The 17,653-nt window shown below is 32.9% G+C and carries 15 protein-coding genes; 5 read left to right on the forward strand and 10 right to left on the reverse strand.

Annotated features, from left to right (window positions below; all coding sequences use genetic code 11):
• Positions 1-221: 221 nt before the first annotated feature.
• Entirely contained in the window at positions 222-665 is a 444-nt protein-coding gene (locus AC3IPI_RS18360; RefSeq protein ID WP_489154743.1) for a thiol-disulfide oxidoreductase DCC family protein, read from the forward strand.
• Positions 666-1,123: 458 nt separating this feature from the next.
• Here AC3IPI_RS18360 and AC3IPI_RS18365 read toward each other — a convergent pair whose 3' ends face one another.
• From AC3IPI_RS18365 to holA, 4 genes are all read right to left on the reverse strand, one after another.
• Positions 1,124-2,569 (reverse strand): IS1182 family transposase, encoded by a 1,446-nt coding sequence (locus tag AC3IPI_RS18365; RefSeq protein WP_489153512.1) that lies wholly within the window; start codon positions 2,567-2,569, stop codon positions 1,124-1,126.
• Between the two features lie 152 nt (positions 2,570-2,721).
• A complete protein-coding gene (gene ettA / locus AC3IPI_RS18370) occupies positions 2,722-4,416 on the reverse strand; it encodes an energy-dependent translational throttle protein EttA (protein WP_039111986.1) in 1,695 nt (564 codons plus the stop codon).
• A 35-nt stretch (positions 4,417-4,451) separates the two neighbouring features.
• Positions 4,452-4,634, reverse strand: coding sequence for a CAL67264 family membrane protein (locus tag AC3IPI_RS18375; RefSeq protein WP_035624132.1), 183 nt, complete (start codon positions 4,632-4,634; stop codon positions 4,452-4,454).
• Between the two features lie 55 nt (positions 4,635-4,689).
• A complete protein-coding gene (gene holA, locus AC3IPI_RS18380) occupies positions 4,690-5,694 on the reverse strand; it encodes a DNA polymerase III subunit delta (protein WP_039111960.1) in 1,005 nt (334 codons plus the stop codon).
• A 105-nt stretch (positions 5,695-5,799) separates the two neighbouring features.
• Here holA and AC3IPI_RS18385 point away from each other — a divergent pair, with 105 nt between their 5' ends.
• The 3 genes from AC3IPI_RS18385 to AC3IPI_RS18395 are packed head-to-tail and all read left to right on the forward strand — an operon-like array spanning position 5,800 to position 8,161.
• Positions 5,800-6,252 carry a type I restriction enzyme HsdR N-terminal domain-containing protein gene (locus AC3IPI_RS18385; protein ID WP_039111959.1) on the forward strand — a complete coding sequence of 151 codons (453 nt, stop codon included), beginning with the start codon at positions 5,800-5,802 and terminating at the stop codon, positions 6,250-6,252.
• Positions 6,253-6,268: 16 nt separating this feature from the next.
• Positions 6,269-7,288, forward strand: coding sequence for a glycosyltransferase family 2 protein (locus AC3IPI_RS18390; RefSeq protein WP_489154746.1), 1,020 nt, complete (start codon positions 6,269-6,271; stop codon positions 7,286-7,288).
• Between the two features lie 36 nt (positions 7,289-7,324).
• Positions 7,325-8,161: an OmpA/MotB family protein gene (locus AC3IPI_RS18395; protein ID WP_039111957.1), complete on the forward strand. Its 837-nt coding sequence runs from the start codon at positions 7,325-7,327 to the stop codon at positions 8,159-8,161.
• A 434-nt stretch (positions 8,162-8,595) separates the two neighbouring features.
• Here the strand turns inward: AC3IPI_RS18395 and AC3IPI_RS18400 are convergent, their stop codons facing one another.
• The 3 genes from AC3IPI_RS18400 to AC3IPI_RS18410 form a co-directional block, all read right to left on the reverse strand.
• Positions 8,596-9,216, reverse strand: coding sequence for an L-threonylcarbamoyladenylate synthase (locus AC3IPI_RS18400; protein WP_489154749.1), 621 nt, complete (start codon positions 9,214-9,216; stop codon positions 8,596-8,598).
• A gap of 121 nt (positions 9,217-9,337) precedes the next feature.
• A complete protein-coding gene (locus AC3IPI_RS18405; protein ID WP_489159243.1) occupies positions 9,338-11,674 on the reverse strand; it encodes an ATP-dependent helicase in 2,337 nt (778 codons plus the stop codon).
• 301 nt (positions 11,675-11,975) lie between these two features.
• Positions 11,976-12,743 carry a sulfite exporter TauE/SafE family protein gene (locus tag AC3IPI_RS18410; protein WP_039119194.1) on the reverse strand — a complete coding sequence of 256 codons (768 nt, stop codon included), beginning with the start codon at positions 12,741-12,743 and terminating at the stop codon, positions 11,976-11,978.
• Between the two features lie 124 nt (positions 12,744-12,867).
• Here AC3IPI_RS18410 and AC3IPI_RS18415 point away from each other — a divergent pair, with 124 nt between their 5' ends.
• Positions 12,868-13,389 (forward strand): DUF7935 family protein, encoded by a 522-nt coding sequence (locus AC3IPI_RS18415; RefSeq protein ID WP_039111953.1) that lies wholly within the window; start codon positions 12,868-12,870, stop codon positions 13,387-13,389.
• A 78-nt stretch (positions 13,390-13,467) separates the two neighbouring features.
• Here AC3IPI_RS18415 and AC3IPI_RS18420 read toward each other — a convergent pair whose 3' ends face one another.
• The 3 genes from AC3IPI_RS18420 to AC3IPI_RS18430 form a co-directional block, all read right to left on the reverse strand.
• A complete protein-coding gene (locus AC3IPI_RS18420; protein WP_039111952.1) occupies positions 13,468-14,367 on the reverse strand; it encodes a patatin-like phospholipase family protein in 900 nt (299 codons plus the stop codon).
• 123 nt (positions 14,368-14,490) lie between these two features.
• Positions 14,491-16,578, reverse strand: a complete 2,088-nt coding sequence (locus tag AC3IPI_RS18425) for a M1 family metallopeptidase (protein ID WP_489154752.1) — start codon at positions 16,576-16,578, stop codon at positions 14,491-14,493.
• A complete protein-coding gene (locus tag AC3IPI_RS18430) occupies positions 16,575-17,564 on the reverse strand; it encodes a transposase (protein WP_489154754.1) in 990 nt (329 codons plus the stop codon). Before AC3IPI_RS18430 ends, AC3IPI_RS18425 begins: the two co-directional genes overlap by 4 nt.
• Between the last annotated feature and the right edge of the window lie 89 nt (positions 17,565-17,653).

Here is a 17,653-nt window from a genome sequence, read left to right on the forward strand (position 1 = left end):
GCTAAAGTTTAATGTTGGTCTGCGCATTTTTGTCATTTCGACGAAGGAGAAATCTTCACAAGTAACTCCGTAACGAAAGTTCAATCTTTGTCGAGCTTCTCGCGAAGATTTCTCCTTCGTCGAAATGACAAGCTTGGGGTTATTTTGTGTAAATACTAAAGTTCTTTCATCATTGATTTTTTACTTTGACAAAGCTTTTTAAAATTTTAACAAACAAAAAAATGAATCCACAAGATGACGTTACTTCGTTCCTCGCAATGACGGCTCAAGGCAAAAAAATAATTCTCTTTGATGGAGTTTGTAATTTATGCGATTCGGCGGTGCTGTTTATTATTAAGCATGATAAAAAAGATGTTTTTCGTTTTGCCGCTTTGCAATCTGAAATAGGAAAAGAAATTTGTAAACATATAGGAGTTGATATTACTAAAGTTGATAGTATTATATTTTACGAACCTGGAGTTGCTTATTATTACAAATCGGGAGCAGCGATTGCCATAGCCGAAAATCTTGGAGTTTTATGGAGTTGGTTTTCTGTTTTTAAAATAATTCCTGTTTTTTTGAGAGATCCACTATATAATTATATTGCTAAGAACAGATATAAGTGGTACGGGAAAAAAGAAAGCTGCATGATTCCTACTCCTGAATTAAAAGCTAAGTTTTTGTAAGACCTATTTTTTTTTACGCAGATTTAGCAAATTTTATTTTAAACTAAATTTTGATTCAACATAATCTTGTCATTTTTGAGTGGAGAGAAATCACAACTGTAACTGAAATCTGGAAACTGAAACTGAAAACTAAATCTCTAGCCCTGATGGTCGCGGCATCCTTTTTATTTTTTCTTTAAAAATAAAAAGATACAGCAGACAGCAGGAATTAGCTCCTAAAAAACATCAAAGTTTACTATATAAAAAAAGCCTCAAATAATTTAAGAGGGCACTGAAAAACATCCCTTATTTTGATCAGGTTTATTTTTTAGACAATGAAAAAACGCTTATAACAGGATTTAAAAATATCCGTTGTAAGCGTTTTTCGTTTTATATCTGTTTTTTATTTGCAGCTATATGAATCGATTTTTGATTTATAGAGAGGCATTTTGTGTAGGCATACTTATTTTATAAATTTCTTACATTAATTTCAGTATTCTTTTTAAGTTGACTGTAAAAATAGCCATTGCTCCTTGCATTTGCATATTGGCAATGCCGTACGATATTGCTCTATCATAGCCATGTACGTTTTTTAACTCACTATTTTTAGCCTCTATTTTGTATCGATGTTTTGCTTTTTCTTTGAAATAATCCGTTTCTTGAAAGGCGATTTGTTCTTGGTGTAAGTCTGATTTTATCCTTACACAGTAGGTTTTTGTTTTTGCCCCTTTATAACACCCCTGTTTTAAAGAACAAGATTTGCATTTTTCGACATCGAAATAGTAGGTATATGTTTGATTTTTCCCAACATTTTTTTTGCCCTGTCTAGCTTTTCGTATAGCCATATGTCCTGCAGGACAAACCATTCTATCGGCATCTTTATTATATTGAAATTTATCTTCCTCTTTTCTTGTCCCATTTGCTACTGAAACATTTAACTTAGCTACAACTCTAATATTTTTCCCGTTTGCTCGCTTGAGATTTTCTGTTCCTGAATAAGCTCCATCACCAATAATGGTATTTACATCAATTCCGTTTTGCTGACTAATCTCTAAGAGTTTTGGTAACTCTGGACCATCTGCTTTCTCTCCTGAGGTAACTACAGCCGCTGTGATGATTCGCTCTTCGGTCATCGCTAAATGAGTCTTGTATCCAAAGAAAGAGCTATCTGCGGATTTATGACCTGTTTTAGCATCTATATCTTTTGATAAGATAAAATTTTCCTGAGTATCTTCTATAGTTTCTTTAAGCAGATTTAGCTTTTCTTTTACAGCAGGTATAGAACTCAAAGATTCTTCTTTTTCTATGCGCTGCTCCAGTTCTTTACAATAGGCTAATTCTTTTTCCAATTCATTGGTATTGTTCTTCTCGGGCATATGCTCTTTGAATTGGTCATCAAATAAATATACTGTTCTTCGTAGAAGTTTAGAGCGCTCTCTTAATACATCAATTGCTGCAAATGGATTTGATCTTGATAAAGTGTGTGTAGCATCAACTATAATAGACCTGGATCTGATGATTCCCTTTTCGACGGCTATAGATACTGTTTTACCAATGAGTAGATTTAATAAGTCCGTATCCTTCAGGCGAAGTTTACGAAATTTCGTTAAAGAACTTGGATTAATAACACTCTCCTCTGGTGTCATTTCTAAGAAATACTTAAAAGACATATCAAAACGTGAACGTTCTACTACATCAACATCCGAGACATCATAAATTGTTTTTAGAAGTAAATACTTAAACATACGCACTGGGCTTTCTGCTGTACGACCATTAGTGATGCAATATTTATTTAGCAACTCATCGTAGATGAATGAGAAGTCTATGAGTTCGTTGATTTTTCTAAGGAGATTATCCTGAGGAACAATTAAATCATATAATGAGGAATAGGGACTAAACTGAATTTGTTGCTGTTGAATTAACATCTAAAAAGCCTTATGATTACACTCAAAAGATACAAAAAAAAGGAGCAGAAACTTTTAGCTTCTACTCCTTTTAATTAACAATTTATTCGTGAAAAGGACTTTTTCAGTGCCCTCTAATTTAATTTGAGGCTTTTTTGTGATTGATAAGAATACTAGCTTCTTATTAATTTTCTGTATTTCAGACGTTTTGGAGTTAAATCTCCACCTAAACGTTTCTTTTTGTTTTCTTCGTATTCTGAGAATCCTCCTTCGAAATAGTACACTTCTGAGTTTCCTTCAAAAGCTAAGATGTGTGTACAAATTCTATCTAAGAACCATCTGTCGTGAGAGATAACTACAGCACAACCAGCAAAATTCTCCAAACCTTCTTCTAGTGCACGAAGTGTATTTATATCTAAATCATTGGTAGGCTCATCTAATAAAAGTACGTTTCCTTCTTCTTTCAAGGTCATTGCAAGGTGCAAACGGTTACGCTCACCACCTGATAAAGTTGAAACTTTTTTGTTTTGATCACTTCCACCAAAATTGAAACGGCTTAAGTAAGCACGAGAGTTTACTTGACGTCCGCCCATCATGATTAATTCCTGACCATCACAGAAATTTTCCCAGATAGATTTATTAGGATCAATATTAGAGTGCGCTTGATCTACATAGGCAATTTTTACAGTTTCACCGATAGAAAATTCACCACTATCTGGCTCTTGCTCTCCCATAATCATTCTGAAAATAGTCGATTTACCAGCACCGTTTGGTCCGATAATTCCAACAATTCCAGCTTGTGGTAAAGTAAAGTTTAAATTATCATACAATAATTTATCTCCAAAAGCTTTAGCTACATTTTTAGCTTCGATAACATTTGTTCCTAAACGTGGACCGTTCGGGATATAGATTTCTAGATTTTCATCTAGTTGTTTTTGATCTTCGTTTAATAATTTATCGTAATTCTGTAAACGTGCTTTTTGTTTTGTCTGACGACCTTTGGCTCCTTGACGAACCCAGTCAAGCTCACGCTCTAAGTTTTTACGACGTTTTGAAGCTACTTTTTCTTCAAGTGCCATTCTGCTAGATTTTTGATCTAACCAAGAAGAATAATTTCCTTTCCAAGGAATACCTTCTCCTCTATCAAGCTCTAAAATCCAACCAGCAACATTATCAAGGAAATATCTATCGTGCGTTACAGCAATTACAGTTCCAGCATATTGTGCTAAATGTTGCTCTAACCAAAGAACAGACTCAGCATCTAAGTGGTTGGTAGGCTCATCAAGTAACAATACATCAGGCTGTTGTAACAACAAACGACATAATGCAACACGACGACGCTCTCCTCCTGAAAGGTTTTTAATTGGCGTATCTCCGTCTGGAGTACGTAATGCATCCATTGCAATTTCAAGTTTGGTATCAATTTCCCAAGCTCCTAATGCATCTATTTTATCTTGTAAAGCAGCTTGACGATCCATCAACTTATCCATTTTATCTGGATCTTCGTAGTTTTCTGGAAGACCAAATAAGTCGTTGATTTTATTGTACTCTTCCAGAACTGCCATAGTTTCGGCAACTCCTTCTCGTACAATTTCGATAACTGTTTTTTCATCGTCTAATTGTGGTTCTTGCTCTAAATAACCAACTGTATATCCTGGAGCAAAAACTACATCTCCTTGGTAATTTTTGTCAACTCCAGCAATAATCTTCAAAAGTGAAGATTTACCAGAACCATTTAAACCTAGAATACCAATTTTAGCTCCGTAAAAAAAGCTCAAATAAATATTTTTTAATACTTGTTTGTCGCTACTTGAGTAGGTTTTACTCAATTTTGACATCGAGAAAATTACTTTCTTATCGTCTGACATGCCTATTTATTTTAAATTTTATTATTTATTCTTGTTTAAACTCTTCCTTTTAAAGCGTTGAAAACCCATGCATTGGCTAAAAAACCAACTCCAGTCGCAGCAAATCCCCAACCTGAAACATCTCTGTATCTAAAAATGCCAAGTCCTATTAAGAGAAATCCCATGATCACCATTATAAAAGTTGCCCATCCTAAGATTGTGTTTTTATTCATCCCCATAATTTGCGGTTTTTTATTTTTATATCAGCTTACAAATATCGGTAATTTTAGTGGCTTAATTAAATATTTTGTACAGCATTTCTTTTAATAAATCAGATTGTGGTAATGCATTGGCTCCCACTCCTTTACTTTTTAAATCAATGTCTCGTAATGCCGAAACTACCTGACTCACTTTTTTCATTGGGAAATTTTTTATTGCTAAATCATACTCTTTTAAGAAATAAGGATTCACACCAATTGCAGCCGCTACATTTTTTGGGTTTTTATCCTTTAATCCATGGTATTTTAATAACTGAATAAAGAAACCAAAAATTAATCCTGTTGTCATAACTAGCGGATAATCTTTGGGGTTATGAGCAAAATTCTCTGCAATTTTGTATGCTTTTACTTGATTTCGTTCTCCGATTGCTTTACGTAGTTCGAATACATTATAATCTTTACTAAAACCAATATTTTCCTCTATATGTGTTGGTGTAATAGTAGTACCTTTTGGTAAAATTATCTGTAGTTTCTCCAGCTCATTATTGATTTTGCTTAAATCGGTTCCAAGAAACTCAACCAGCATCGCATTGGCTTTTGGCTCTATCGTATAATTTTTGCCTGATAAAACTCTTTTGATCCAATCCCCTACTTGGTTTTCGTATAATTTTTTACTTTCGTAAACAAGTCCTTTTTGCCCTAATAATTTGGTTACTTTTTTACGTTTATCCAACGTTTTATATTTGTAACAAAAAACCAAAACTGTTGTAGTCATTGGGTTTCCTGCATAAGCTTCGAGCTTATCGATTGTTCTGGATAAATCCTGAGCTTCTTTTACAATAATAACTTGGCGGTCAGCCATCATAGGATAACGTTTGGCGGCTGAAACAACATCATCTACAGTTACATCGCGACCATATAAAACCGTTTGGTTAAAGCCTTTTTCTTCTTCAGATAAAACGTTTTTTTCTATATATTCGGCTAATTTGTCAATGTAATAAGGCTCTTCTCCCATAAGGAAGTAGATAGGCATGATATTCCCAGCTTTTATATCATTAACAATTTTTATAACTTCATCCATTTCTTTATTGTTTCAAGTTAAATGTTTAAGGCTGTTGTTTCAATAACTTGAAACTTTATCCCGAGACTTCGGGAGAAACCTAAAACTATTTTATATTTTTGCTTCATGCAAAAACTAAATTTTCCCTCTTATATATTTCGGTTCAAAAATAGCGAAAATAAAGTGTCTATTTTTGATGAAATCAGGAAAAAATTTATCATTCTCACTCCAGAGGAATGGGTTCGCCAACATGTTGTTCAGTTTTTAATGGTGGAGAAAAAATACCCTAAATCATTGATAAATGTAGAAAAAGTTTTAAAGGTCAATGGGTTGCGTAAACGTTACGACATTGTAGTTTATAATCCTGATGGTACTATATATATATTGGTAGAATGTAAAGCACCAGAAGTAAAAATTTCGCAAGCTACCTTTGATCAGATTGCTAGATATAATATGACCATGAATGCGCAATTTCTGACAGTTACCAATGGATTGAGTCATTATTTCTGTCAAATGGATTTTGAGAATGAAAAATATGAATTTTTAAGGGAGTTACCGAATTATAATTCTCTAACATAAATAAAATACTATACACTTGGATAAAATAGCAGTTGTTATATTAAATTGGAATGGAGTAAAATTATTAGAACAGTTTTTACCATCAGTAATACAATTTTCGCCTGAAGCTACTATATATGTAGCCGATAATGCTTCGACAGATACTTCTATAACTTACGTAAAAGAGCATTTTCCTACTGTAAAAATCGTTGTAAACACAGGTAATCATGGGTTTGCACAAGGATACAATGATGCATTGCAACATATCGATGCCGAAATTTATGCTTTGATAAATTCGGATATTGAAGTTACCGAAAACTGGTTACAACCAATTCTGGATACTTTCGCAAAAGAACCAAAAACCGCTATTATCCAACCCAAAATATTAGATTTTAAAAATAAAGCTTTCTTTGAATATGCGGGAGCAGCCGGAGGGTTTATTGATAAATATGGTTATCCGTTTTGTCGTGGGCGTATTTTTGATACTATCGAAAAAGACGATAATCAGTATGATGATAATTGTGAATTGTTTTGGGCTTCGGGTGCTTGTTTTTTTATAAGAAGCATTGTTTATAAAGAATTAAACGGTTTTGATGAAGGTTTTTTTGCCCATCAAGAAGAAATAGATTTGTGCTGGCGTGCAATTAATCTAGGTCATACAATTAAATACAATTCGCAATCTGTTGTATATCATGTTGGTGGAGCAACATTACAACAAGGTAACCCTAGAAAGACCTTCCTTAATTTTAGAAACTCCTTGCTAATGCTTACCAAAAACTTACCTAAGCAAGGGTTTTACGGCATTATTTTTGCAAGGCTAGTACTCGATGGTATCGCTGGAGTACAGTTTTTTGTGCAAGGAAAGTTCAAACACACTTGGGCAATTATAAAAGCTCATTTCTCTTTTTATAGTCTTTTTTCGGAATATTATAAAAAAAGAAGTAATTTTCAAACACGAAAATACTATATGATTAAAAGTGTCGTTTTCTTGTACTATGTAACGAAAAACCGTGTTTTTAAAGATATCTTTAACAGTAATCAAATTAATAACCCTTAACTTTGTAATTGAAAGTCTAATTAAATTTTATTTTTTATGAGAAAAATATTCATTGCCCTAACTGCACTAATGGTACTATCTTCGTGTGTTTCTAAAAAGAAATATGCTGATTTAGAAGCTAAAAACAAAGAAACACAAGATTTACTAAATTCTTGTACTGTAAAATTAAATTCTTGTTTAGAAGAAAAAGCTGGATTAACTGCTACAGTTGCTAGTTTGAAAGATCACAATCAGAATTTGATAAACAGTTCAAAAGATTTAACAATGCTTACTTCTAAAGGAGCTGAAAATCTAGAAAAATCTTTAGAAAGTTTAAAAGAAAAAGATTTAAAAATATCTAGACTTCAAGATGCTTTAACTAAGAAAGATAGTGTTACTCTTGCCTTGGTTACTAGCTTAAAAGGAGCTGTAGGTATCAATGATCCAGATATCGAAATTAATGTTGAAAAAGGAGTTGTATTTATTTCTATCGCTGACAAATTATTATTTAAAAGTGGTAGCTATGATGTAACTGATAAAGCAAAAACTGTTTTAGCTAAAGTTGCAAAAGTAGTTAATGACAAACCTGATTTTGAATGTATGGTTGAAGGTCATACTGATAACGTTCCTTACAAAAGCAACGGAATTTTGTTAGACAACTGGGATTTAAGTGTTAAACGTTCTACATCTATCGTTCGTGTATTAACAAACGACCTTGGTGTTAACCCAGCAAAATTAATTGCAGCTGGTAGAAGTTCTTACGTGCCATTAGTAGCTAATGATACAGCTGAAGATAAAGCTCGTAACAGAAGAACTCGTATCGTTGTTATGCCAAAAATTGACCAATTCTATGATATGGTTGAAAAAGAAATGAAAAAACAATCAGGTAAATAATCTGATGATTTCATATTAGAATCGTCCTTTTTAGGATTTAAGATTCTAGAATAAATTAAAAGCCAGTGAAAATTTTCACTGGCTTTTTTTATGCTTACTATTTTCTACTTAATTAAGCTTCTCTTGTAGTTTTGAATGCTCAGTCTGACGAAAGTATGTTTGTCTCCCTGAGCGAAGTCGAAGGGTTTGTACCTAAAAATTTACAGTGATAGTACTGAAGTGAATTCACTGATAAGCTATGCCTTAAAAAAACCTATTTATAAAAACAGAAAAAGCAGGTCGGTTGACCTGCTTTTATGTATCCTTAATCTTTTTAATAACCAATTAAATATCAATTAAGAATAACATTATCGTGATATATGTTTATAATGCATTGTTAATGTAGCTCTAATATAAGCAATTAACTTCAAATACCTTGCCGTAGCAATATATTTTTACAAAATATCTAAACTTCCTTTTCCTTCTCTAACGATTACTGGCTCATGTTCGGATAAATCAATAATAGTAGAACCAACATTATCTCCATAACCACCATCGATAACCATATCAACTACATTTTGCCATTTTTCAAAAATAAGTTCAGGATCGGTTGTATATTCAATAACATCATCCTCATCTCGAATAGAAGTAGAAACAATAGGATTTCCTAACTGGCGTACAATTTCTAAAGCAATTGAGTTGTCTGGTACACGAATTCCGACAGTTGTTTTCTTCTTAAACTCTTTTGGTAAATTATTATTCCCAGGTAAAATAAAAGTATAAGGGCCTGGTAGAGCTCTTTTTAGTATTTTAAAAGTCGATGTATCTATTTGTCGTACATAATCAGATAAGTTACTTAAATCGTGGCAAATAAAGGAAAAATTTGCTTTTTCGAGCTTTACTCCTTTTATTTTTGCAATTTTCTCTAAAGCACGAGAATTGGTAATATCACAACCTAAACCGTAAACAGTATCTGTTGGATAAATAATCAAACCACCATTTTTTAAAATCTTTACTACTTTTGCAATAGCAGCTTCACTCGGTTTATCGGGATATATTTTTATAAATTCTGCCATTTTGTTTTAGTTTAAAGTTTTAATTTGATTAAAATTCAAAAGATTTCAGTAAGAGTTCATTAACTTTTTCTTGATTCTATTATCTAGCTATCTAAGTCTATTCTCTTACTTCAATGATCTTCTACCCAATCACGTCTAATTTTGCAAAACGAAGTAACAACTTTTTAAGTCCGCCAACTTCAAATTTTATTTCAGCTTTTTTATCAGCACCTACTCCTTCTATATTTACAACTTCACCTCTTCCAAAGCGTTCATGCATTACAAGATTTCCAATAGTCAATTTATTATCAAATAAATTAGGAGCACTTGCATTAGGATTATTACTCGATACAGGTTTAAGTTTACGAATATTTAAATCCGATTTTGGTTCGTTGCTATTAACCTGTTTAGGAGGTGTTGTACCAATTGGTTTAGCTAAACGCAATTTTGATTTATCAACATCACCAAAAACATCAATGTCAATCATTGGTTTATAGCGATAACCACTTTCTGCTGGCGTCAAATATTCTAAATACTGACCATCAATTTCTTCAATAAAACGAGAAGGTTCACTATCCGTTAATTTACCCCAACGATAACGCGATTGTGCATACGTTAAATAAGCCTGATGCTCTGCGCGTGTTAAAGCTACGTAAAATAAACGACGTTCTTCCTCAAGTTCACTTCTTGTACTCATACTCATGGCACTAGGAAATAAATCTTCTTCCATCCCAACAACAAAAACGTGAGGAAATTCCAGACCTTTTGCAAGGTGAATCGTCATTAAAGCAACCCTATCTTCATCGCTCGTATCTTTATCTAAATCAGTAGCAAGTGCCACATCTTCCATAAACTCAGACAATGCCCCTCTTGCTCCATCAATTTCTTTCTGGCCTTCGGTAAAATCTTTTAAACCGTTTAGTAATTCTTCAATATTCTGAATTTTTGCCATACCCTCAGGTGTAGCATCTTTCTTTAGTTCCTGAACTAATCCAGTTTTTTTTGTTACATGATCCGTAATATAAAAAGCATCCTGATTTTGATCAATAACCTGAAAACTCTGAATCATCGTTACAAAATCCCTGATTTTATTCTTTGTCCCGGCATTCAGTTTCAAGTCAATTTTATCAATATTAACCATTACTTCCCAAATAGAACGTTTGTAATGATTGGCAGCAATAGTCAATTTTTCAACAGTAGTATCTCCAATTCCACGAGCAGGATAATTAATTACACGCACCAGTGCTTCTTCGTCTTTCGGATTAATTACCAAACGCAAATAACACAAAACGTCTTTAATTTCCTTACGTTGATAGAACGATAATCCACCATAGATTCGATACGGAATATCACGTTTTCTTAATGCATCCTCCATCGCACGGGATTGTGCATTAGTACGATACAAAATTGCAAAAGAGCCATTATGCAATTGATTTTGCATTTTTTGTTCAAAAATGGTACTCGCTACAAAACGACCTTCTTCAGAATCTGTTAAACTTCTGTGGACTTTAATTTTTTGTCCAAAATCATTTGCAGTCCAAACTATTTTATCAAGTTTGGTCTTATTATGTTCCATTACAGTATTTGCAGCTTCAACTATGTTACGGGTTGAACGATAATTTTGCTCTAAACGAAACATTATTACACCTTCATAATCTTTCTGAAAATTCAAAATATTATTAATATTCGCTCCACGGAAAGCATAAATACTCTGCGCATCATCTCCTACAACACAAATATTCTGAAACTTATCAGATAAAGCCTTTACAATTAAATACTGAGAGTGATTTGTATCCTGGTACTCATCAACCAAAATATAGCGAAAACGGTTTTGATATTTCGACAAAACTTCTGGAAAACGATTCAGTAATTCATTGGTTTTCAACAGCAAATCATCAAAATCCATAGCACCCGCTTTAAAACAACGGTCAACATAGTGCTGATAAATTTCTCCTAATCTTGGTCTTTTAGCCATGGCATCAGCCTCTACCAATTCAGGATTATTAAAATAGGCTTTTACCGTAATCAAACTATTTTTATAATTTGATATACGTCCTAAAACCTGCTTTGGTTTATAAACATCACGATCCAGCTGCATTTCTTTTATAATAGAAGAAATTAGTCTTGCCGAATCCTGAGAATCGTAAATCGTAAAATTAGACGGATATCCCAAATGATCAGATTCTGCACGAAGAATACGCGCAAAAATAGAGTGGAAAGTTCCCATCCAAAGGTTTTTTGCCTCCGATGCTCCCACAATATCAGATATCCTGTGTTTCATCTCACGTGCCGCTTTATTGGTAAAAGTAAGCGACAAAATATTGAACGCATCAACACCCTGCGCCATCAAATAAGCAATTCTAATTGTTAAAACACGTGTTTTCCCCGAACCTGCCCCAGCAATAATAATCATCGGCCCGTCTTTCTTTAAAACAGGCTGTCTCTGTGCGTCATTGAGCTGGTCAATGTATTTTTGCATGAAATTTTTCTCCATAATTGATGCAAAAATAAGAATTTAAAAAGAAAGTTCCTAAGCTGTTAAGACACTGAGTTGCTAAGTTTTTTTTGAAGCACAACAAAAGGCTTTTTTAAGAAGCAAAGTTCCCGCTTTCGGCTTTATCTCTACGTTTCACTGCGAGGATATCACCTCTATCGGGGCTAGACTCAAACAATAGTTTTTCTAGAAAGAGACTAAGATTCTAAGTTTCTGAGGCACTAAGGTTCAAAATATCAAAGATGAAAAAAACTTAGCTTCTTAGAATCTTAGCCTCTCAGAACCTCTATTTATAAAATACATCGTAAGCAAAACGTATCAACGTACCGATTACGACAATCAAAAAGAAAACTCTAATAAAACCATTCCCTTTATTTATTGCCAGCTTAGCACCTAGCCATCCGCCAAGTCCATTACTTATGGCCATAGGAATTGCGATTGTCCAAATGATCTTTCCTTTTATAATAAACAAACAAATAGATCCGAAATTAGTAGCTAAGTTTACCATTTTGGCATTTGCCGAAGCTTGCAAAAAATCGAAACCCATTAAGGCTATAAAAGCAACCACAAAAAAACTACCCGTTCCAGGCCCAATAAAACCATCATAAAAACCAACTATTACACTAATTACAACAGCATATAATATTTGGGTTTTAGCTGAATGATCTTTGGCCACATGTTGACCAAAATTCTTTTTAGCATAAGTATAAATTAGCAATAGCGATAAAACTACCAGTAACAATGGTTTCATAAAATCATTGCTAACATAAGTCAATAAAGTAGATCCTAAAAATGCAGATGGGACTGCTAAAACCATCATAATCAATAATAACTTCCATTGAATGGTTACTTTTTTCATGTATTGAAAAGCAGCAAAAGCAGTTCCGCTAAATGCAGGTAATTTCAAAGTTCCAATAACAGTCGAAACAGGTAAATTTGGTAATAAAATTAATCCCATGGGAGTTTGGATTAACCCGCCACCGCCTACAATAGCATCAATAAATCCTGCTGCAAAAGCAGCTAAACAAAGCAAAATTATAATATAGTTTTCCAATTATAGTGTAGTATTTGATTAAAATTTGAATGTCGGCAAAATTAGCCTTCTTAAACAAATATTACAATTAAAATGATGCTGAATTACAACCAAAAGAATATTTTTGTTTCCTTAAATTATAAAAATGGATTCAAACAAAATCATAGAAGTTCTAGCTTATACTATACCTTCAATCATAACAGGAAGCGTAGCTTATTATTTTTTCAAATCGTATCTTCAGGATAAACAAAATACACGAAGATGGTTATTGCAAAAAGATGCTCAAAAACAAGCTTTGCCTTTACGATTACAAGCTTATGAACGAATTACTTTATACTTAGAACGCATTAGCTTAACTAATTTATTGATACGCGTTGCGCCAATATCTAATGATAAAAATGATTATGAAAATTTAGTTATTGCACAAATCGAGCAAGAATTTGAGCATAACTTAACACAACAAATATACATGTCTGATGAATGTTGGACTATTGTAACCACAGCTAAAAATGCTACAATCCAGATGATTCGTAAAGCAAATATGAGCGACCGTGTAGACAGTGCAGATAAATTACGTGAGGTTATCTTAAATGATTTATTTGATAAGCAATCACCAAGCAGTGCTGCTTTAGGATATATTAAAAGAGAAGTAAGCGAAATGTGGTAATCTTTAATTGTTGAGTTTAGATTTTAGATTCCTGCAATGTCAATCTAAAATCTGAACTCAACAATCTAAAATCAGATGTTACCTGTTATCACTCATAATTTCAGACTTATTCTGAGCATATTCATATCCTTCTTCCCACCACTTTTTCATTTCTTCTTTGTTAAAAATTAATGCGTTATTGGTTAATTTTGTAGGTGTATAAAACAAGTTCAGTTTTACATTTTTGTTTTTCGCCAATAGTTTTCCGATAGCTATATCATGTTTTTCGACCTGATCTAGAGCAATTCGGAACAAATCTATCATTAACGAGAACGGATTTTTACCAATAGTGCTTTTTGTAGTGTTTACTTCAGTTTCCAGAATAACCACATCTATCTCGGTTGCACCACGATTTATGGCTTCACGTATTGGTACGAGACTAGAGAATCCTCCGTCTCCATATTCTGAGTTGTTTTTAGACACTAAACTCATAAACGGAATATAGTTACTTGATATCCAGATCCAATCGCAAAATTCGTCGTAAGAACAATCTTTTATCGATTTATATTCAGCTTCATTTCGAGACAAGTTGGTAACCGTAACAACAACATCCGTTTTTAGTTTTTTTAGCTGGTTAAATTCAGATAAAGACAAATGATCTTTGATGTATTTTTGCAATCTTTTGCTTTCGCCAAAAGTTCTTTTTCCTTTAAAAAACTGACGTAATACATTAAAGTGATTTATGGTAACAATATCAATACCGCCTTTCTCTTTTACAACAAAAGGGCTGATATTAAATATTTTATTCATGCTTACATTGGTGTAGATTCCATGGATTTTATCAATATTTCCAAGTGCCAAATGCGGAATAAGTAAACTTCCTGTAGATGTGCCTAGAAATAAATCGTATTCACATTTTTTTATTTGTAATAAATATTGTGCAACTCCTCCGGCAAAAGCTCCTTTGCTTCCTCCTCCTGAAATAACCAATGCTCTCATAAATGTATTGTAGTTTTTTTATCTGAAAGAAAATAGATAAAAGAAGCTAGAAAATAGACTAAACCTTTAATCTATTTCTTTACTCTATCCTCTTTCTTCTATTCTCTTTCTTCTATTCTCTTTTTACTCTTTCAACAAACGTTCTAATTGAAACTGTTCATTCGAGGACAAATTAGGCAAAATTCTTTCAAATGAAGTACGCATTTCACTATTTTTTAATAATAATCGAATAGTATCTCTACCAAATTTAGAAAATTGCCACATATGATGCGTTGTCGCGTTTACTAAGTTTGTTAATACAACATCATTTGTTAATCGAAAATCTATTAATTTCTCTAAAGCATTTTGGCGCGTTGTTGCTTCATATTTAGACGAAGAATATTCTATTAATTCATTAATTAAACCCTCTGGTTCTGTTGCGTAATTAGGTGTTGATAAAGCTAATGATAACCATAATGTTCTTAAATTATAGTCGTTAAATCCTATCCAGTTTTTCGATTTATCTAAATATTCGCTGCGACGAGAAGGAAAATTATTCCATAAATAAAACAATGCTATTTCCTGCGTTTGGTATGATTTATCATCTAGTAAAGTCTCATATAGTGGTCTAAAATCTTCAGGAATTTTTGGCAAAGAAACAGCTACTTCTTGTCGAACCTGAAGGTTATTTGTGTTTAAAGCCAGAATGAGTAATTGTTTTTTAGCTTCGTATTTTTCATTCTTGAGTTGGTTTACAATTGCTTTTTTAGCTGTAAAATAAACATCGGATTGTAATGTTTTGATAAGAAAAGCTTCTTTTTCAGCTAAAGGTTTTTTATTTGCTTTATCGACTTCTAAGCGTATTTGAATTGCTTTATTTTTACTCAACAATTCATTTGCTTGTTGCGTATTAAAAGTAGTTGTTTCAAGCCATATTTTAGAGAATTCATTTAAGTCATAATTGGATAGTTTTTTTATTTCATCAAAAAAATCATTCGTGTTTACAGTTTGAAAGGCATATTTTTTCAAATAATTTTTGATTACTTTTTTGAATGTTTTATCGCCCAAAGCGTCATGTAAAACAAATAAAGCCCAAGCCCCTTTTTCGTAAAATGTAAGCGAACTAGCTTTGGCATTCAAAACTGGAATTGTGTCGGTTCTTGATGCATATTTTAATTGTTGTGCAGTATCGTATAATTTGGAATAAAAATAATCCTCACCATAAATTTCTTTCTCAGCAAGCAAAGCATAATAGGTTGCAAAACCTTCTTGCAGCCAATGATGCGTACTACTTTCGGCAGTAATTAAATTCCCAAACCAATGGTGCGCTAATTCGTGTGCGTTAACATTGGTGTATTTTCTATCTTCAAAGCCTATAGAATCAACAACATATCTGGTAGAAAGCAAAGTAGCGGTTGTATTCTCCATACCCGCATATATAAAATCCCGAACAGGAGCTTGCTTGTATATTTCCCAAGGGTACTTCACTCCTATTTCTTTCTCCAAAAAGTCAAAAATTTGTTTAGAATAGCGATAAGTTGGCTCAAAACGAGAGATATCATTATTTTCGATGTAGTATTCTAAAGGGATTTTGGATTTAGATTTGAGCTCTTTTTCTTCATATTTCCCAATGGCAAGCATAAGTAAATAAGAACTCATAGGATTTTGCATTCGGTATTGCCAAACAACAGAATTCCCATTTTCGAGTTTGTTTTTTAATAATCCGTTTGAGATAACTTTATAGTTTTTATCAAAAGTAATATTTAGGTTAAAAACTACTTTTTCATTTACATCATCAAAACTCGGGAACCAGTTGCTGGTATATCTTCCCTGCCCTTGTGTCCATACTTGTCCATTTACATCATCTGATTTATCACCTTGAGCAGAGTCAAAGTTACCGACAAAGTACAATGCCTGTTTTGGCTTGGCTGAATAATTAAATGTAAGTGTGTTTTTTCCTTTTTGGAACGGAAAAATCAATTGTAATTGCTTGTTTGTATTAATAAATATAATTTCATTTCCGTTGATTTTTAAATTCGAAAACGACATGTTTTGAGCATCAATTTTTATAGTATCGATAGGTTTTAGAACATCAAAATCATATATCACATTTCCTGATAGTGATCTGTCTGTTGTATTGATAGTGATTTCCCCTAAAACTGATTTAAAATCGACATATTGGGTTTGTTGAGCAAAACTGAAAAGGGAAAAGAAAAAAAAGAGGTATTTCATATTGATGTATTTGCATTTAGAATATTTATAGAATCAGAATTCCAGTTTGCAGGATTATTTGTTATATAAGAATCTATTTTTTCTAATGATTTATAATTTCGAACGATGTGGTCGTGATAATTAGATTGCCAAATTGGTGTTCTGGAAACGAATGGATTTTCTGAAGATGTGCACGTAGATACACACCGCAGTGGGTCTACACCATCTATGTCATCTAGTGAAACAATTTGTTTTGTTGTAACCGATTTAAATATCGCAATAAATGACGAAATTGAATTGGATTTACGGGATGATTTTAATATTGATTGATTTTGGTTCTGATTTTGGTTCTGGTTCTGTAGAGGCGCACCGCAGTGCGTCTCCGCAATATGGGTATTCGTAATGCGTGTCTTTGTGTTATTTGATATACTGAACGTAGACGCACTGCGGTGCGTCTCTACATCGTGCGCCTGAAAACCTTGCGTCTGTATAGATTGCGTATCTATGGTTTGCGCATCAATAGATTCTGTATTTACAGATTGTACGTCTATCGATTGGTTTGTATTTTGGTTCTGTAGAGGCGCACCGTAGTGCGTCTCCGCAATATGGGTATTCGTAATGCGTGTCTCTGTATTGTTTGATATGCTATGTGTAGACGCACTGCGGTGCGTCTCTACATCGTGCATCTGAAAACCTTGCGTCTGTATAGATTGCGTATCTATGGTTTGGATATCATTATTTTGAATTTCAATTAACAAATGAATATGATTTGGCATTACAATCCAATTATGAAAAATCCAGTTATCCCTGATTTCTGTAGATTTTATAATTTCATTCTCAATAATTTTTCCGTTATCATTTAAAATCATCAAATCAGAATCAATTGAGCCAAAAATATTTTCTCTATTATAACAAACCAACGTAATAAAATAAATACCATCACTGGAATAATCCCAATTTAGTAATCTATTAGACTCTGTTTTGTATTTGTTTCTAAATAATGACATAAAATAACTTGCGTGGTCTTCAAAGTTACAAAGGATTGATGAACAAATCGAAGGAAATTTGTATGTTTACTTTCAGAAAATATTTAAAC

This window comes from Flavobacterium sp. GL_143 (genome assembly GCF_057834355.1).

What these genes read in the sequence shown, in the direction of transcription:
- AC3IPI_RS18360 (WP_489154743.1), top strand. Translation starts at nt 222, where the DNA reads ATGAATCCACAAGATGACGTTACTTCGTTCCTCGCAATGACGGCTCAA.
- AC3IPI_RS18365 (WP_489153512.1), bottom strand. Translation starts at nt 2,569, where the DNA reads ATGTTAATTCAACAGCAACAAATTCAGTTTAGTCCCTATTCCTCATTA.
- ettA (WP_039111986.1), bottom strand. Translation starts at nt 4,416, where the DNA reads ATGTCAGACGATAAGAAAGTAATTTTCTCGATGTCAAAATTGAGTAAA.
- AC3IPI_RS18375 (WP_035624132.1), bottom strand. Translation starts at nt 4,634, where the DNA reads ATGGGGATGAATAAAAACACAATCTTAGGATGGGCAACTTTTATAATG.
- holA (WP_039111960.1), bottom strand. Translation starts at nt 5,694, where the DNA reads ATGGATGAAGTTATAAAAATTGTTAATGATATAAAAGCTGGGAATATC.
- AC3IPI_RS18385 (WP_039111959.1), top strand. Translation starts at nt 5,800, where the DNA reads ATGCAAAAACTAAATTTTCCCTCTTATATATTTCGGTTCAAAAATAGC.
- AC3IPI_RS18395 (WP_039111957.1), top strand. Translation starts at nt 7,325, where the DNA reads ATGAGAAAAATATTCATTGCCCTAACTGCACTAATGGTACTATCTTCG.
- AC3IPI_RS18400 (WP_489154749.1), bottom strand. Translation starts at nt 9,216, where the DNA reads ATGGCAGAATTTATAAAAATATATCCCGATAAACCGAGTGAAGCTGCT.
- AC3IPI_RS18405 (WP_489159243.1), bottom strand. Translation starts at nt 11,674, where the DNA reads ATGCAAAAATACATTGACCAGCTCAATGACGCACAGAGACAGCCTGTT.
- AC3IPI_RS18415 (WP_039111953.1), top strand. Translation starts at nt 12,868, where the DNA reads ATGGATTCAAACAAAATCATAGAAGTTCTAGCTTATACTATACCTTCA.
- AC3IPI_RS18420 (WP_039111952.1), bottom strand. Translation starts at nt 14,367, where the DNA reads ATGAGAGCATTGGTTATTTCAGGAGGAGGAAGCAAAGGAGCTTTTGCC.
- AC3IPI_RS18425 (WP_489154752.1), bottom strand. Translation starts at nt 16,578, where the DNA reads ATGAAATACCTCTTTTTTTTCTTTTCCCTTTTCAGTTTTGCTCAACAA.
- AC3IPI_RS18430 (WP_489154754.1), bottom strand. Translation starts at nt 17,564, where the DNA reads ATGTCATTATTTAGAAACAAATACAAAACAGAGTCTAATAGATTACTA.